The organism is Haloferax sp. AS1 (assembly GCF_014530665.1).
Classification (GTDB): Archaea; Halobacteriota; Halobacteria; order Halobacteriales; family Haloferacaceae; genus Haloferax; species Haloferax volcanii.
Window position 1 is genome coordinate 1 of record NZ_SPSA01000001.1, and the last position, 16,428, is coordinate 16,428.

At 67.5% G+C, this 16,428-nt stretch carries 12 protein-coding genes; 4 read left to right on the forward strand and 8 right to left on the reverse strand.

Annotated elements, in window-relative coordinates; translation table 11 throughout:
* Window positions 1-431: 431 nt before the first annotated feature.
* Complete coding sequence (locus tag E4P24_RS00005; protein WP_004044781.1) at window positions 432-746, reverse strand: non-histone chromosomal MC1 family protein; 315 nt, start codon at window positions 744-746, stop codon at window positions 432-434.
* A 237-nt stretch (window positions 747-983) separates the two neighbouring features.
* Between E4P24_RS00005 and E4P24_RS00010 the strand changes: the two genes are divergently transcribed.
* The 3 genes from E4P24_RS00010 (at window position 984) to E4P24_RS00020 (ending at window position 3,751) form a co-directional block, all read left to right on the forward strand.
* Complete coding sequence (locus E4P24_RS00010) at window positions 984-1,181, forward strand: hypothetical protein (RefSeq protein ID WP_004044784.1); 198 nt, start codon at window positions 984-986, stop codon at window positions 1,179-1,181.
* A gap of 60 nt (window positions 1,182-1,241) precedes the next feature.
* Window positions 1,242-2,297, forward strand: a complete 1,056-nt coding sequence (locus E4P24_RS00015; RefSeq protein ID WP_115860769.1) for a quinone-dependent dihydroorotate dehydrogenase — start codon at window positions 1,242-1,244, stop codon at window positions 2,295-2,297.
* A 95-nt stretch (window positions 2,298-2,392) separates the two neighbouring features.
* Window positions 2,393-3,751: a DUF6498-containing protein gene (locus tag E4P24_RS00020; protein ID WP_282348790.1), complete on the forward strand. Its 1,359-nt coding sequence runs from the start codon at window positions 2,393-2,395 to the stop codon at window positions 3,749-3,751.
* A gap of 63 nt (window positions 3,752-3,814) precedes the next feature.
* On the opposite strand, the gene E4P24_RS00025 is transcribed toward E4P24_RS00020, so the two are convergent.
* From E4P24_RS00025 to E4P24_RS00045, 5 genes are all read right to left on the reverse strand, one after another.
* Window positions 3,815-6,427, reverse strand: a complete 2,613-nt coding sequence (locus tag E4P24_RS00025) for a valine--tRNA ligase (protein ID WP_188147939.1) — start codon at window positions 6,425-6,427, stop codon at window positions 3,815-3,817.
* Window positions 6,428-6,518: 91 nt separating this feature from the next.
* Window positions 6,519-7,724, reverse strand: coding sequence for a PLP-dependent aspartate aminotransferase family protein (locus E4P24_RS00030; RefSeq protein ID WP_115801923.1), 1,206 nt, complete (start codon window positions 7,722-7,724; stop codon window positions 6,519-6,521).
* A 247-nt stretch (window positions 7,725-7,971) separates the two neighbouring features.
* Window positions 7,972-9,684 carry a phenylalanine--tRNA ligase subunit beta gene (gene pheT, locus E4P24_RS00035; RefSeq protein WP_188147940.1) on the reverse strand — a complete coding sequence of 571 codons (1,713 nt, stop codon included), beginning with the start codon at window positions 9,682-9,684 and terminating at the stop codon, window positions 7,972-7,974.
* Window positions 9,684-11,183 (reverse strand): phenylalanine--tRNA ligase subunit alpha, encoded by a 1,500-nt coding sequence (locus tag E4P24_RS00040; protein ID WP_115801925.1) that lies wholly within the window; start codon window positions 11,181-11,183, stop codon window positions 9,684-9,686. Before E4P24_RS00040 ends, pheT begins: the two co-directional genes overlap by 1 nt.
* Window positions 11,184-11,462: 279 nt before the next feature.
* Window positions 11,463-12,650: an FAD-binding oxidoreductase gene (locus E4P24_RS00045; protein ID WP_115801926.1), complete on the reverse strand. Its 1,188-nt coding sequence runs from the start codon at window positions 12,648-12,650 to the stop codon at window positions 11,463-11,465.
* Window positions 12,651-12,741: 91 nt separating this feature from the next.
* Here E4P24_RS00045 and E4P24_RS00050 point away from each other — a divergent pair, with 91 nt between their 5' ends.
* Complete coding sequence (locus E4P24_RS00050) at window positions 12,742-13,791, forward strand: ornithine cyclodeaminase family protein (RefSeq protein ID WP_188147941.1); 1,050 nt, start codon at window positions 12,742-12,744, stop codon at window positions 13,789-13,791.
* A gap of 24 nt (window positions 13,792-13,815) precedes the next feature.
* Here E4P24_RS00050 and E4P24_RS00055 read toward each other — a convergent pair whose 3' ends face one another.
* Window positions 13,816-15,405 (reverse strand): tryptophan--tRNA ligase, encoded by a 1,590-nt coding sequence (locus E4P24_RS00055; RefSeq protein WP_115860761.1) that lies wholly within the window; start codon window positions 15,403-15,405, stop codon window positions 13,816-13,818.
* Window positions 15,402-16,421 carry a tRNA-intron lyase gene (gene endA, locus E4P24_RS00060; protein WP_188147942.1) on the reverse strand — a complete coding sequence of 340 codons (1,020 nt, stop codon included), beginning with the start codon at window positions 16,419-16,421 and terminating at the stop codon, window positions 15,402-15,404. Before endA ends, E4P24_RS00055 begins: the two co-directional genes overlap by 4 nt.
* Window positions 16,422-16,428: the final 7 nt, after the last annotated feature.

Sequence of the window (16,428 nt, forward strand, 5' to 3'; positions counted from 1 at the left end):
ACCACTTAAGGCCGTCGTATCGTGGCGACCCCCGGGAAGGTGTGTCATCCCGGTGAGCGCCTGACGACCTTGGGGTCAGGGGCGTTCGGTGGAAGCTTTCAGGGGGAGTACCCCCGTGCGCTTCTTCGCATTAATCCGAATGCCCGGGATACATAAAAGGCCGTCGAACCGATGGCGCTTCGTCATGCGGTTTCATGGCGGGGTTACTCATAAAATGATGACAGACTGTCGGGGAGAGCGATGAGTCTCGAAGGGATAGATATCGCGCGACTGGAGGCCGGTCGGTCATCCCCCGCGTCGCACGTGCGGTCTGACCGGGTGTCGGTCGCGCAAGCAGACGCTGGCGGCGCTATCTGAAAGGCGTATCGACTGCACTACGACTCGGATGCTACACGTGCGTGCGCACGATAAGAATGTGAACGTCGGTCGGATTACTCGTCGAGGTGCTCGATTCCCTTCTTGGAAACGTTTCCTTTGGTAATCTTCCCCTCCATCCAGCCGGGCTTGTCCTCGGGGGCGCTGCTGTTCCACGCCCACGCGTCGAAGATGTGGACTTTATCAGTCCCTTTCTCCCGGAGTCGAATCTCGACCGCGTCCGACTTCGCGTCGTCCTCGGAGCCGGCGGGGTCGAGTCGTCGGGCCGCCTTGAGCGCCGCCTGTCTCGGCATGCTGCCCGAAAACACACTCGTCTCTGTACCGTCCTCCTCTCGGAGCACGAAGTTTCGCTTACCGTCCTCGCGTACCATGATTTTCCACCTCTATGGCAATGAACCACATGGCACATGATAAATATATCGCCGGATTTCGACCGACGACGCCGTGATACTTATAAACTCGACCGATTTGCCGGGCCGCCGACCCCACCGAGGTGGCGACGAGTTTCGATGCGAGACGATCCGGTTGCGGCGAAAATCACCACTCCACAGAGAGACGGAGACAACACTTATGTATCCCCTGCGGCGAACCAACGGATAGACCCCCAGATGGTCCGGAAAAAGAAGCTCAGTCCGAGTGGCGCCAAAGACGAGAACGGCGAGTACCACAACGTCCACGTCAACCTCCACGAAGACGAACTCGCGGTCGCCGGGATGGAGATCGGAGACGAGGTGTTCGTCCGCGTTCGGGACGGCAAAATCATCATCCAGAAAGCGGACCCAGACCAGGTCGAACACGACTTCTAAGCGCGTGACCCGTATCGTCTCGAACCGACTCGCCCCCAGCGGACGGCCCGACAGACAGCAATGAACCCCTACCGACTCGCCAAACCGCTCCTGTTTTCGCTCCCGCCCGAGACCGCCCACCGGACCATTCACGGCCTGCTCGCGGCCGCGCGCGGCACGCCCGCCGAACCGCTCTTGGAGCGGCGCTACCGCGTCGACGACGCCCGGCTCGCCACGCGCGCGTTCGGCCTCGACTTCCCGAACCCGGTCGGCGTCGCGGCCGGCTTCGACAAGAACGCCGAGATACCCACCGTCCTCTCGGCGCTCGGTTTCGGCCACGTCGAGGTCGGCGGCGTCACCGCGGAGCCGCAGCCCGGAAACCCGCGCCCGCGGATGTTCCGCCTCCCCGAAGACGAGGCGCTCATCAACCGTATGGGCCTCAACAACGAGGGCGCGGACGCGGTCGGAGAGCGCCTCGCCGCCGGACCGCACCCCGATATCCCGGTCGGTGTCAACCTCGCGCTCTCGGAGGTGACGCCCACCGAGGAGGCCCCCGAGGACTACCGGTACACCTACGAGCGCGTTGCCGACGGCGCGGACTACTTCGTCGTCAACGTCTCGTGTCCCAACAGCGAGGGGTTCCGCGACTTGCAGAACCGCGACTCCCTCGAAGCGATTCTCGGGACGCTCGTCGACGCCGGTGCCGACCCGCTGCTCGTGAAACTCTCGCCGGACCTCCCGGACCCCGCCGTGGAGGACGCGCTCGAAGTCGTCGACGACCTCGGGCTCGACGGCGTTATCGCCAGCAACACGACCACCTCGCGGCCCGACACTCTTCGGAACCCGAACCGAGCAGAACGCGGCGGCCTCTCCGGGAAACCCATCGAGGCCGAGGCCACGAACATGATTCGCTTCATCGCCGAGCGGACCGACGTGCCCGTCGTGGGCGTCGGCGGCGTTTCGGACGCCGAAAGCGCCTATCGGAAGATTCGCGCCGGGGCCGAGGTGGTCCAACTCTACACGGGTTTGGTGTACGAGGGGCCGTCTATCGCTCGCGACATCAACCGCGGCCTCCTCGACCTGCTCGACCGCGACGGCTTCGACGACGTGGCCGACGCCGTCGGGTCGGGACTGTAACGTTCGCCCGCGACGACCGCTCACCGCGAGAACCGACCGCCCGCGTCTCGCTTCCGAACCGAAGACTGATTTTCCGCCCGGTCGCTTGACAAATCGTGCGCCCGCCCTCCACTCGTGTCTCCGGCGTGCTCGCGGTTCTCGTCTCGAACGCCGTCGCGCCGCTCGGCGTCCTGTTTCTCGGTTGGGCACCGGCCGCGCTCTTCGGCGTGTTCGTCGCCGAAATCGCCGCCGTGCTGTGGTGGACGCTCGTGAAGATACCCTTCGCGGCCAAGCGCCCCAACAACGCCATCGGCGACGGGGACCGGCTGTTCGGCCCGTTGCAGGCCAAACGAGGGTCGGTTTCGCTGCCCGGACCGCTCCCGCCGGGCTATCTTCGGAACGTCCCGACGCTCCTCATCGCGGCGTTCCTGCTCGTCCCGCTCGAACTCGCCGTCGCCTTCGTCGCCTTCGGCCTGACCGACCCGGTCGTCACCGACGAGGTCGCCGGACAAATCCTGCTGGGCGGCGCGGGCGTGTTCGTCGGGCGGGGTGTCGAAACGGTTACCAAATACTTCGCCGCGGGCGGCTACCGCGACCACTCCGCGCGGTCGGTGTTGCTTCCCCCGTTCAAGTTCCTGTTCGCCGCCGGACTGCTGATGTTCGTCTTCGGGCCGTTCGCGGTCGAACTCGAAAACGACGTGTTCCTCGTGGTTCTCGTCGGCCTGAAACTCCTCTACGACCTCCGCGCGCTCCAGCTCGAACGGAGCGAAACGCGAGGCGTCTTCTACCGCCTCTACGGGAGCGAGGAGACCGAGATAGAACCGATTCCGGTCGAGGAGCCGACGGGAGCGCCGACCTATCGAACCGCGCCCGCCCGCGCGGTCGCCCTCGCCGATGCGGTCTACCAGAGCCTCCGGTACACGGTCACCAGCGGCGTGCTGTGGTGCTACGGCGTCGCCGCCGCGCTCGTCTTCTTCGGCGCGTGGACGGTCGCGCTCGCGCCGCTCGCCCTCGCCGCCGCGTTCGGGACCCTCCGGGGAGTCTCCCGCTATCTCGAAACCGGCCCCGTCGAGTTCCGGTGCTACGGCGAGGTACTCGTCGCCCACGACGCGCTGTTAGACGAGCCGCAAGCCCGCCTCGAACGCGACGCGGTCACCGAGGTCGGCGTGTCCACCCACGCCGTCGACCGCCTGTTCGGCACGGAGACGGTGCGGTTCGAGACCGACGTGGACACGACACCGGACGTGCAACTCACGGTCCCCGACCCCGAGGAGGTCCGCACCGACGACGCGAACGCGAACCACCCGATGACGGTTCCCCACGTCCAAGACGCGGCCGCGGTGCTGGCCGCCTTCGACGGCGGCGGCGAAACTGAGGCTGAAGCTGAGTCGGAGGCGGAGACGGAAGCTGGGACCGAGACAGAAGCCGAAACCGAGGCCGAGAGCGAGACACCAGTGCCGAGCCGCGACGGCTGACGAGCCGCGGGCTGGGCGACCGGGTACCGAGAAAAGAGCGAACGAAGCCGACCGAACGACCCCTCAGTCGGCGTGCTGGACGATGACGATGGCGTCGCCGGCTTCGAGCATGTCGCCGTCGCCGACGTACTCGCGGGACTCCTCGATGGTGAACATCTCGGGGTCGAGTTCGACGCCCGCGACGTGCATCACGCCGTCTTCGACCTCGTAGTCGTCGCCTTCGAGCGCGGCCTCGATGTCCGGGACCTGCGCGCCGTACTCGGGGCCGACGAGCGAGTAATCGAGGTCGACGCCGGTCACGACCGACTCGATTTCGGGCTCCTCGTCGAGCAGTTCGAGTTCCTCGATGTGCATGACGCCGCTCACGTCCTCCTCGAAGCCGTGGATGTCGCCGTACACTTCCACGAGGTCGACCGGGGCGTTCATCGAGAGCTGGTTGTCGCTTTTGTACTTACGGAGCGCGCCGACGACGGCCATCGCGGTTTCGCCGGCCGCGACGTCGGCGTCGAGGCCGAGCGGTTCGGGCCACGACTGGTCGTGGACGCTCGCCTCGTCGTACATGTCGCGCCAGAGTTCCTCCGTGACGTGCGCGAGGATGGGCGCGAAGCAGGCCAGGAACCGCTTGTGGGCGGTCTGGAGCGTGTACGCCGCCGAGGGGTCGTCGCCCTCGCGGACGCGCTGTTTGGCGATTTCGAGGTAGTCGTCGCAGAACGTGTGCCAGAAGAAACTGCGCAGGCGGTCGCGCGCCTTCGAGAACTCGCGGTTCTCCAGTTTCTCCGTGACGAACTCGAGTTCGCGGTCGAGCGACGCGAGCAGCCAGCGGTCGATGGCCTTCAGGTCGTCGTGGTCGAACTCGGCGGGCGCGTCCTCGGTGAGGCTCTCGACGAGCTTCGAGGCGTTCCAGAGCTTCCGCATGAGCTTCTCGCCCGCGACGAGACCCTTCTCCTGATACGGGAGGTCGTCGCCGACGGCGCTCCCGGCGGCCCAGTAGCGGGCGGCGTCGACCGGGAACTTCTCTAGAACCTCGTCCGGCGAGACGACGTTGCCGACGGACTTCGACATCTTCTCGCGGTTCTCGTCGAGGACCATCCCGTTTATCATGACGCTGTCGAACGGGACCTCGCCGGTGTGCTCGTAGCACTTGACGACCGTGTGGAACAGCCAAAAGGAGATGATGTCGTGGCCCTGCGGGCGCATATCGAACGGGTAGAGTTCGGGCCGGTCGAGTTCCATCGCCTCCGTCTCGGGGTTCCAGTCCCACCCGGCGTTGATGAGGGGCGTGAGCGACGAAGTGGCCCAGGTGTCGAACACGTCGTCCTCGGCGGCGAACTCGTCGTGGCCGCACTCGGGACAGGCGTCGACCGGCGGGTCGTCGGAAAGCGGGTCGACCGGCAGGTCTTCGCGGTCGGCCACGACGACGTGCTCGCAGTCCTCGCAGTACCAGACGGGGAACGGAATCCCCGAGGAGCGCTGCCGCGAGATGGCCCAGTCCCACTGGAGCCCCTCTATCCAGTTCTTGTACCGCGTGAACATCTTCTCGGGGTACCAGTCCATCTGCTCGCCGGCTTCGAGGTACTCCTCGCGCTTGTCGAGCAGTTTGATGTACCACTGGTCTTTGACGAGGAACTCGACGCTCGTGCCGCAGCGCTCGTGGACGTTGACCGTGTGCGTGATGGCGCGCTTGTCGAGGAGCGCCCCGGCGTCGTCGAGGTCGGAGACGATGGCCTCCCGCGCCTCGTCGGCGGAGAGCCCGGCGTAGTCGTCGGCCTCCTCGGTCATCGTGCCGGACTCGTCGATGGCGACGCGGAGCGGCAGGTCGTGGGCCTGATACCACTCGATGTCGGTCTGGTCACCGAAGGTACAGCACATGACGAGGCCCGTGCCCGTTTCGAGGTCGACGCGCTCGTCTTCGAGGATGGGGACTCGCTGGCCGAACAGCGGAATCTCGGCTTCCTGGCCGACGAGGTGCGCGTTGTCGTCGTCGTCGGGGTGGACGAAGACGGCGACGCAGGCGGGGAGCAGTTCGGGCCGCGTCGTGGAGATGACGAACGACTCCTCGGAATCGGCCACGCCGAACTCGATGTCGTGGAAGTGCGAGCCCTGTTCGTCGTCTTCGGTCTCGACCTGCGAGATAGCGGTCTCGCACTCGGGACACCAGATGGCGGGCGCGCGCTGGCGGTACTGCCGGCCCTTCTCGTAGAGGTCGACGAAAGAGAGCTGCGAGACGCGCTGGACCTCGGGCGAAATCGTCTGGTACGTCTGGTCCCAGTCGATGGAGATACCGAGGTTCTGCATCTTCTCCGTGAACTCGCTTTCGTACTCCGCCGTGACCTCGCGGCAGAGCTTCTGGAACTCGCGTCGCTCGTAGTCCTGGTGTTTGATGCCGAGTTGGTCCTCGGTCAGGAGCTCCGACGCGATGCCGTTGTCGTCGTAACCGAACGGGAAGTACACCTCGTCGCCGCGCATCCGGTTGAACCGGGCGACGAAGTCCTGGAGGGTGAAGCCGTAGACGTGGCCCCAATGCAAGCTTCCGGACACCGTCGGCGGCGGTGAGTCGATGGAGAAGACGGTGTCGGGGTCTACCGCACGCTCCGGGTACGCGTACAGGTCTTCGTCGACCCACCTCTCTTGCCACTTCGCCTCGACGGTTTCCGGGTCGTATTCTCCGCTCGGCATTGCGTTGGCGTACCTACAACCGGGCGGACTGTTAAACGCCTCGGTTAAGTGCCCGAGGGGACGGAATTCGGCCGTGCGAGCCCCGGACTCCTCAGAGGACCGACAGCGCCGACGCGAGGTCCGAGCGCAGGTCGTCGACGTGCTCGACGCCCACCGACAGCCGCAACAGCGAATCGGAGATGCCGAGCGCGTCGCGTTCGGTCTGCGAGAGCGGCGAGTGCGTCATCGTCGCCGGATGCTCGATGAGGCTCTCGACGCCGCCGAGGCTGACCGCCAGCGGGAACTCCCGGAGTGCGCCGAGGAACTCGGCGGTCCCGTCGAGGTCGGTGTCGAGTTCGAACGACAACACGCCGCCGAAGCCGGACTGCTGGCGGGCCGCGAGGTCGTGCTGCGGATGGGACTCCAGCCCCGGATACAGCACCCGCGTCACCGCCTCGTGGGAGTCGAGGAATTCGGCGATTTCCATCGCGTTGGTCTCGTGCTGGCGCATCCGCAGGGGGAGCGTCTTGATGCCCCGGAGCGTCAGGTAGGAGTCGAACGGTGAGAGCATCGACCCCATCCCGACGCGCTGGAGGAACGTGAGCTCCTCCAGTACGTCCTCGCGGTCGGTGACGACCGCGCCGCCGATGGAGTCCGAATGGCCGTTGAGGTACTTCGTGGTGCTGTGGACGACCACGTCGGCCCCGAGCGACAGCGGGTTCTGGAACTGCGGGCTGAGGAACGTGTTGTCCACGCCGAAGACCGCGTCGCCCTCGTCGGCGATGGCCGCGATGGCCTCGATGTCGCAGAGGTGCATGAGCGGGTTCGTCGGCGTCTCCATCCAGACGAGCGCCGTCTCCTCGCGCATCGCGGCCGCGACGTTCTCGGGGTCGGTGGCGTCCACGAACGACACGTCCACGTTCAGCCGGTCGGCGAACAGCCGGGTGAGCATCGTCTTCGTCCCGCCGTAGAGGTCCTCGAACGCGACGATGTGGTCGCCCGGCCGGACCACCGCGGTCATCGTCGCCGCGATGGCCGCCGTGCCGGAGACGAACGCCAGCGCGTGGTCCGCACCTTCGAGCGCCGCGAGCCGGTGTTCCAGCGCGTTCCGCGTCGGATTCGACAGCCGCGAGTAGAGGTACTCGCCCGCGTCGGGGTCGAGCGTCTCCAAGTCCGCGTCGGGGTCGATGCTCGGCACCGCGTAGGTCGACGAGAGGTGGACCGGAACGACGACGTCCTCGACGCCCGGGGCCGGGGCCTGCCCGCGCTCGCCGTGGGTCACCGCCAGCGTCTCGCGACGAACATCATTATCGTTCATACAGAAAAAGCGACGACTCGCGTCCTAAAGGTTTCTATCGCGTTCTGACCAAATGCATGAAAAGAATTACTGGAGGCCTGGAATTACCCGAAGTTATCAAATCTCGGTTCGTGGACTCTCAAAAATCCGGACCAAAAATAATCGCTAAACGACTACGCCAGCGCCGACAGGTCGAAGCTCCCACCTTTTTCCGCGACTCGCATCGCTCGTCGCGCAAAAATCTGGACCAAAAATAATCGCCAAACGACTACGCCAGCGCCGACAGGTCGAACTCGAACGCCGCGACCGGCAGTTCGAGGTCGTGCTCGACGATGACCTTCGGGAGGAGTTCCCCGACGACGCCGACTTCCTCGCCGTCGATGACGACCGCGGCGGTGCGGCCGTCGATGAACGACGGGTGGTCGGTCGCGGGCGTCTCCAGGTCCGCGTCGAAGTCGCGGCAGAGCGCCGCGAGGCGGGCCTTCGCGTCCTCGTAGGTCGCGTCGTGACGGGCGAGAACGGCCGCGACGTGGCGGGCCTCGGCGACGCGGGTGTTCTCGTCGTCGTCGCGGTGGGCCACGTGGCCGATTTCCGCGAGGTCCTGCGGGTACGCCCGGTGGGTGTTGTTCTCCAGCACCATCGTCAGCGAGGGCAACACCCACGTCCGGAGCATGGTGTAGTCCTCGCTGTACGGTTCGGTGATGGAGGCGGGTTCGCCGCCGCCGAGATACTCGGAACCGACCTCGACGTCCATGCGCTCGTAGTTCTCCTCCTCCGAAATCATGTGGAAGTTGAGCAGGTCCTCGAAGCCGAGGCCGACGAGCGAGGTGCGGACGGCGTCTTCGAGTCGGGAGCGCTCGTGGCGCTGGCCGACCGTCCCCACGTCAGGGTAGCGCGGTTCGAGCTCGTTGAAGCCGTAGGCGCGGCCCACGTCGTCGACGAGGTCGAGCGGGTGGAGCACGTCGACGCGGTACGGCGGAATGGAGACCTCGTAGACGGTTTCTTCGCCCAGTTCGGCGTTCGCGTCGAGGCCGGAGCGCTCGAACAGGTCGATAACCTCGTCCAGCTCCAACTCGACGCCGAGGACCGTCTCGATGCGGTCGTGGGAGACGTGTTTCGTCTCGACTTCGAAGTCGGGCTTCGTGACGGTGCCCGTCTCGTACTGGACCTCGACGTCCTCGATGGTCGCCCCGCGGGCGGCCAGCGCGTAGCAGATGATGTTGCACATCCGGTCGATGGTCCACTGGTCGGTGCCGGTGAGTTCGACGAGCAGGTCGCGGGAGTCCGTCGAAACCTCGGTCCGGCGGCCGTTGATGACCGGCGGGAACGAAAACAGGCCGATTTCGTCGTAGATGGCCGGGTAGCGGTCGTATTCGCTCACGAGGTCGGCGTACTTCCGACCCGTCGCGTGCTGTTCGAGCACCTCGGCGGGCGTGAGTTCGTCGTTGGAGTCGAGCGCGACGAACGTGTCGCCGTCGGGTTCGATACCGGTGTACGTGATGGAGTTGCCGGAGGCGTTCTCCGAGAGCACGTCGCCTTTCAGCATCGTGAGGTCGTGGATGCCGATGGCTCCCTTGGCGCGCTTGCGGCCCATCGTCGCGTGGAGTTTCTCCTGCAACTGGATGAGCGAGTCGAGCGCCGCGTCGTCCAAGTCGACCCCGCGGACGACCGCGCCCGTGACGTAGGGGCGCTCGTCGGGCACGTCGTCGTCGACGACGAACGTCCAGTCGGGGTCGTTCGTGTTCGGCACGGAGACGCCGCGGGCGTCGCCGTACTGGTAGCGAAGCGAGCGGGCGACGCCTTCGACCGACAGGCGGTCGAGGCGGTCGGGACCGAACTCCAGTTGGAACGCCCCGTCGTCGGTGACGCCCTCGAACTCCAGTCCGAGCGCGAACAGGTCGTCTTTGAACTCCTCGTCGGACTTGTCTTCGTGGCCGGTCAGGCGGCGCAGTTCGTCGGGTTGAACGTCGACTACGGGCATTACTTGAGCACCTCCGTCTCGCGGAGCAGGTCGAGGTCGCAGAGCGTTCCGTGCACGTCGCGGATGTCGTCGAAGCCGTACATGAGCATCAGCAGGCGCTCTAAGGCGAGGCCCCACGCCATCACGTCGCACTCGACGCCGAGGGGGCGGAGCACCTCCTCGCGGAACATCCCCGAATTCCCTATCTCGATGAGTTCGCCCGTCTCGGGGTGTCGGCCGAACAGCTCGAACGACGGCTCCGTGTAGGGGTTGTAGTGCGGCTTGAACTGGATGTCCGTGATGCCGAAGTGGGAGTAGAACTCCTCGAACGTACCCATCAGGTCGCGCACCGAGAGGTCCTCGGCCATCACCCAGCCCTCGATTTGGTAGAACTCCAAGAGATGCGTCGGGTCGAGCGTGTCGTTGCGGTACACCTTCTCGACCGAGAAGTACCGCTGCGGCGGCTCTAACTCCCCGACCTCGTGACCCGAGAGGTAGCGCATCGACAGCGACGTGGTGTGGCCGCGGAGCGCGATAGCCCGCGCGAAGTCCTCGGACCACGGCGAGTGGTAGCCGTCGCCGTCGTCGCCGACGCCCTCCAAGTGGGCGTCGCGGACGCGGTCGATGAGGTCCTCGGGGATGTCCTCCATCGGCGGCACGTCGAGGGCGAAGCGGTCCCAGTGGGTGCGCGCCGGGTGGTCCTGGGGCATGAACAGGCAGTCGTTGATCCAGAAGTCCGCGTCGGCGTGCGGGCCTTCCATCTCCGCGAAGCCCATGCCGGTGAGCACGTCCTTCACGCGGTCGGCGGTCTGCCGGAGGATGTGCTTTTTGCCGCCGCGGGCCTCGGGCGCGTCGGCCTCGACGTTGTACTCGGTGAACTCCACGTCCTCCCACTCGCCGGAGGTGAGCATCTCGGGGGTGAGGCGGTCGACCGTCTCCGCCGCCTCGACGCCCTCCATCAGCGCCGTGACGCCCTCGTCTGTGAGGGTGACGGCGCGGATGGTGCGCTCGTGGCGGACCACGAGGTTCCGCGATTCGAGCTGGTCGAGCACGTCGCCGTCGACGGACTCGCCCGCGGAGAGGGCCGCGAGCGCGGCGGCCTCCTCGTCGGCGTCGGGGTCGGCGTCCGCGTCGGGCGCGAGTTCGCCCGAGTCGATGTGCCCGTAGCCCTTGCGCGCGAAGTTCGACAGCGCGATATCGACCTGCGGGCCGCCGAGGGAGGACGCGCCGATGACCTGTCCCATCGGGACCGCGTCGCCGTCGCCCGCGTCGAGCGCGGCGCGGTAGAGCCGGACCTCGGGGAGGCCCTCGTCGGCGTACTCGACGCCCTCGTCTGTCAGTTCGACGGACTCCGCCGTGGTCTCTGCGACCGAGACGAGTCCCTCGTCGCGGAGGTCGAAGACCGCGCCCGTCACCGTCTCGGGCTTCTGGTCTGTCGCCTCCGCGAGCTGTGCAATCGTTCGTTCGTCCGTGGCGCTCGCGGCGTTCAACACCGCGACCTGTGATTCCGGAAGTCGCATCTGGTTCGTTGTGGCGTTAGCCGTCTGGTGGTCGGTTAGCAGTTTCGAAGCCTCGCCGCGCTGGCGGGGCTGACCGGCGGGGTCGGTTTCGTCCGGCGGGCGCGGTGACGCCCGGCCGGAGTCCGCCGACCTCAGGCGGTCAGAAAGAAAACTCCGAACCCGTCGGTGGTCGGTTCGCTCGCTCGCGCCCCGCGCTTGGGTTCGGATACCATATGCGACCGATTGTGAGTGCCGAGTAAAAACGTTCCGCGTCGGCGCCGCGCCGCCCGACGAGCGCTCCTACGCGACGTTCCGCTCGCGGAGCGTCTCGCCCGACTTGAACCGGTCGAGCGACAGCGCCGACACGTCCACCTCGCAGGCGTCCTCGCCGAGACACAGGTCGGCGACGGCCTCGCCGGTCGCGGGCGCGTGCTGGAAGCCGTGGCCCGAAAAGCCCGCGGCGACGACGAGACCGGGGGCCGCCTCGTCCAGAATCGCGTGGTGGTCGGGCGTCACGGCGTACAGCCCGGCCCAACCGTTCCGAATCCGCGTCTCCGGGCCGAAGTAAGCCGCGGCGTCGTCGGCCCGCTCGGTCGCCTCGACCGCCCACTCCACGTCCATCGACTCGTCGAATCGGTCGGGGTCCACGTCGGGGTCCGACGCCGAGAAGTGCCCGCCGACGATGGCGGTCCCCTCCCGTTCCGGCCGGAAGTACGCCCCCGTGTCGAGGTCGATGGTGAGCGGGGCGTCCGCGGGGAGGTCGCCCTCGGGTTCCACGACGGCTATCTGGCGGCGGCGCGGCGCGAGTGGGAGGTCAACCCCCACGAGCGCCGCGACCCGGGCGGACCACGCGCCCGCCGCGACGACCACGGCGTCGGCGTCGATGGAACCGTCCGGCGTCTCGGCGCGCCAGCCGCCGGCGTCGGGAGTGGCTCCCGCATCGACCGAGCCACCGCCGTCACCGACGCGAGCGAGGTCGGTCACGGGCGTCTTCGTCCGAACGTCGACGCCGGCGGCGCGGACCGCGTCCGAGTAGCCCTGCACCGCGGAGTGCGGGTCTGCGACGCCGTCGGCCGCCGAGAACGTCGCCGCGACGAACGACTCGGTTCGGAGCTCCGGGAGGTACTCGGCGGCCTCCGCGGGCGAGAGGACGCGACTCGGCGCGCCCGCGTCGGTCTGCATGGCGACGTTTTCGCGGAACGCCGCGGCGGTCGCCTCGGTCCGGGCGAGAAAGAGGTAGCCCGAACGCCGGTAGTCGATGTCGACGCCGAACTCGTCCGCGAAGGACTCCCAGACTGGGACGCTTGCGAGCGAGAGGTCGACGTTCACGCGCGTCGAAAACTGCGTTCGGATGCCGCCCGCCGCGCGACCCGTGCTACCGCCGCCGAGCGTCCCCGCCTCGCAGACGGTGACCTCGGCCCCGCGACCGGCCAGCGCGTGGGCGCAGGCGAGTCCGACGACCCCGCCGCCGACGATGAGGACGTGCATGGTCGTGTCTGATTCGCCACCGACATGAGTGTGTCTGTCACATACTGTCGAGGGACACTGTTTTCACGCGGCCGCGGAGAGTAGTTCGGGTATGGTCCGTATTCTCTCCGCCGACGCCGTCGGCGAGTTACTCTCGCTCGCGGAGCTGTTTCCGGTCGTCGAGGAGGCGTTCGTCAAGCAGGGCCGCGGCGAGGTCGAACGCCCGCCACGGCCGCACTTTCCGGTGGGTATCGATATCGACAGCGTCCGGGACGGGACGAACGGAAACGGCGTCGCGGGCGCGGGAACGGAAACGCGCTCGGGTTCGGAACCGACGGAGCAGGACGGCCCGCTCGGCACCGGCCTCACCATGCCGGCGTACATCCACGGCCGCGAGGTGTACGCGACGAAGCTCGCGGCCGTCCACCCGGAAAACTGCGCTCACGGCCTTCCGACGGTGAACGCGCAGGTCGTCCTCACCGACGCGACGACCGGTCTCCCGCTCGCGCTCCTCGACGGGACGACGATTACCAGCGCCCGGACGGGCTGTATCGGCGGGCTCGCCGCGGAGTCCCTCGGGACCGACCCGGTCGGCCTGGGCGTCCTCGGCGCGGGCGCGCAGGCCCGCTGGCAGAGCCGCGCTATCGCCGTCGGCTCCGCAGTCGAGTCGGTGAACGTCTACTCCCCGAGCGACTCCCGCGAGGCGTGCGCCGCCGACCTCCGCGAGGACGGCATCCCCGCCGAGGCCGTCGATTCCCCCGAAGCGGCCGTCTCCGGCGCGAACGTCGTCGTCACCGCGACGACCAGCGAGACGCCCGTCTTCGACGGCTCGTGGCTCGACCCCGGAACGCTCGTCGTCGCCGTCGGAGCCTACACGCCCGAGACGCGCGAACTCGACGCCGAGACGTTCGAGCGAGCCGCGCGGGTGTTCGCCGACGTGCCCGAGGAAGTGGCCGACATCGGTGACGTTCGCGGGGCCGGCATCGACGAATCCGACCTGCTTCCGCTCTCGGCCGTCTTCGAGGGCGACGCCGGCCGCGAGAGCGACGACGAGATTCTGGTGGTCGAGAGCGTCGGGTCGGCGGTGCTCGACGCCGCGACCGCCGAGTACCTCTACGAGAAGTCGAACGCCCGCGGCGTGGGAGAAGAAGTGGGGTTGTGAGCGGTCGGTAGTGTTGCCGCCTCACTAATGTTCGGCGGCCACGCCCCGTCGCTCCGTCTCGAGGTCGATATCCAGCGAGTCGAGGAGTTCCTCGGCCTCCTCGCGCTTTTCGTGGTGGTCTTCGAGGAACTCGCGCATCATCGTCGCCGCCTGCTCCTTACAGCCGCCGCAGAGGCGCTCGCCGCCGAGGCACTCGTCGTAGACCTCCTTTGCGAGTTCGTCGTCGTCGCCCGTCAGCAGGTAGGCGTACAGCTCGTACACCGGACATTTGTCGGCCTCGCCGCCGAGTTCGCGCTGCTGTTCGGCCGTGTCGCGGCCGCCGGTCGTGGCGGACTTGACCTTGTCGTAACCCTCCTCGGGCGCGTCGAGCAGCGAAATGTGGCTCGCCGGAATCGACGACGACATCTTGCCGCCGGTGAGGCCGGTCATGAAGCGGTGGTAGATGGACGACGGCGGGATGAAGCCGTAGCCGCCGTGGTTGGCTTCGACCTCGCGGGCGAGTTCCTCGGCCTCGTCGACGCCCATGTCGAACGCGTCGATGTGCTGGTCGTACCGCCGCTTTTCGCCGTCAATCTCCTCGATGAGCGCCTCGAACGCCTCGTCGGTCGCCTGTCGGGCGAAGAAGCGAATCCGCGGGCGGAGCGGTTCCATCCCGGCGTTTTCGAGCTTCTCGACCGCAGAGTCGCGGACCGACTCGGAGACGAGCACGCCCGCCGCGTCGAGGTCGGCGTCGTCGAGCCAGTCGGCCGCCTCGCCGCACCGCGGCATGTCGGCGTCCTCGGCGTACGCCTCGCGGGCGTCGTGGGCTGCCGCGACGAGCGGGCGCTCGGCGTCGTCGAGTTCGAAGCTCGCGAACGCCTCCGTCACCTTGAAGAATCGCATCCGGGTGGCGAGGTCGCGGGCGAACCGGACGTGGGGGTCCTGGTCGGGGCCGACCGGGATGACCGTCGGCTTGGGGTCGTCCAACTGCGGGTAGAGGATGTCGGCCATCTGCGTGACGACCGACTGCATGTGCGAGACGTTGGTCTCGCCGTCGAAGCCGTAGATGGACTGGAACTCCGAGAAGTTGGCCTTCCCGCCGAGTTCGAACGCGAGCCGCTGGAGGCGGTCGTTGTCCGACTGCCGGTAGAGTTCGCCCGCCTCGGGGTCGAACCCGAGCGCGATGAGCGACAGCAGGTAGTCGCGGCTGTGCTCGTTGATTTCGTCCCACGGGATGCCGCGGGCGGAGTGCGCCTCCATGTCCGCGATGAGGCCGTAGGCGTCGCCGCCCTGCTGTTGATGCCAGATTATCTCGTCGAAGACGAGCTTGTGGCCGATGTGGGGGTCGCCCGTCGGCATGAACCCCGAGAGGACGGCGAAGTCGTCGCCGTTGCGCATGGCGTCGAGGACGGGCCGGTAGTCGCGGTGGCCGAAGATGACCCCGCGGCGCATCAGGTAGTGCGGGTTCGGCACCTCGTCGAGCACCTCGTCGAACTCCTCGATGCCGAACTCCTCGAACAGCTTCCGGTAGTCGGAGACGGTCGACGAGCCCCACGGGTCGAGGGCAACTTCGTCTTTCCCCTCTGCTGTGCCTCCATCGGTGCGGATGCGCTCCGCGGGTTCGTCGTCTGTCATGGCGTGAGCCGACTGACCGAAAGCCAGTCTATCTCTCCGTTGTCGTCGGTCAGCGCAAAAACCATTCGCTTGCGGACACCGCCGGCGAGGCGCACGTCGAGCGAGAGGTCCCGCGGGACGAACGTGTGGTCGGGCGCGACCACGCGCACGAGGAACTCGGAGTGCGAGAGGTCGTCGACCGACTCGAACTCGGTGTAGACGCGGAAGTCCGAGCCGAACTTGAAGCCGCTCTTCGGGACCGTCTTGGCCTCCCTGAGCGCGGCGTACACCGCGAGTCGACGGTCGAACCGGTCGCCCTCCACGTCGCGGCCGCGGGAGACCACGTCGGCCTCGTCGATGGCGAGCGCGTCGGCGCGGGCGAGGTAGGCGGCTTCCAGCAGCGACAGTTGGAGCGGGCCGCTGTCGGCGTTTCTGCCGTACAGCCGCTGACCGAAGAAGCCGCGCTGGTAGAGGCGGTCGACGCCGTCCCAGACGAGCGCGCGGTCCGAGAGGAGTTCCGCGTCGAGGTCGGCCGGGAGGTCCTCCGCGGCCGTCCCCTCGGGGGAGTCGCTCTCGGTGTCGAAGTAGGTCAGGTCGCCGTCCTCGTCGACGATGGCGAGCACCACCTCTCCGAGCGACGAGACGGGGATGCTCTCGCGCTCGCCGACGACGCGGACGCGGTGTTCGACCTCGCCGTCCCACGGCCCCTTCCCGCGGGGGTAGACGAGGAAGTCAGCGCCCGCGGCGTCCGCGACGCCGGGCCACCCCTCGCGGGCGGGCGAGAGGTAGAACCCGCGGTCGCGGAGGTCTTTGTAGACGACGAAATCGAGGGTGGTCCCGGTGCGCGCGAGGAGTTCGCGCAGGCCCATCCCGTCCACGCCGTCGATGTCGTCCCGCGAGAGCAGGTGGGCGGCCTCGACGGGCGCGACCTCCAAGTCGTCGCCGCCGGTGGGTCTCCCGTAGCCGCGGGAGTCGTGGAACCGCTGTCGAGCGTCGCCCGGGAGATGGACGACGCCGTCTTCGAGGCGTCCTTGCATACCAGAA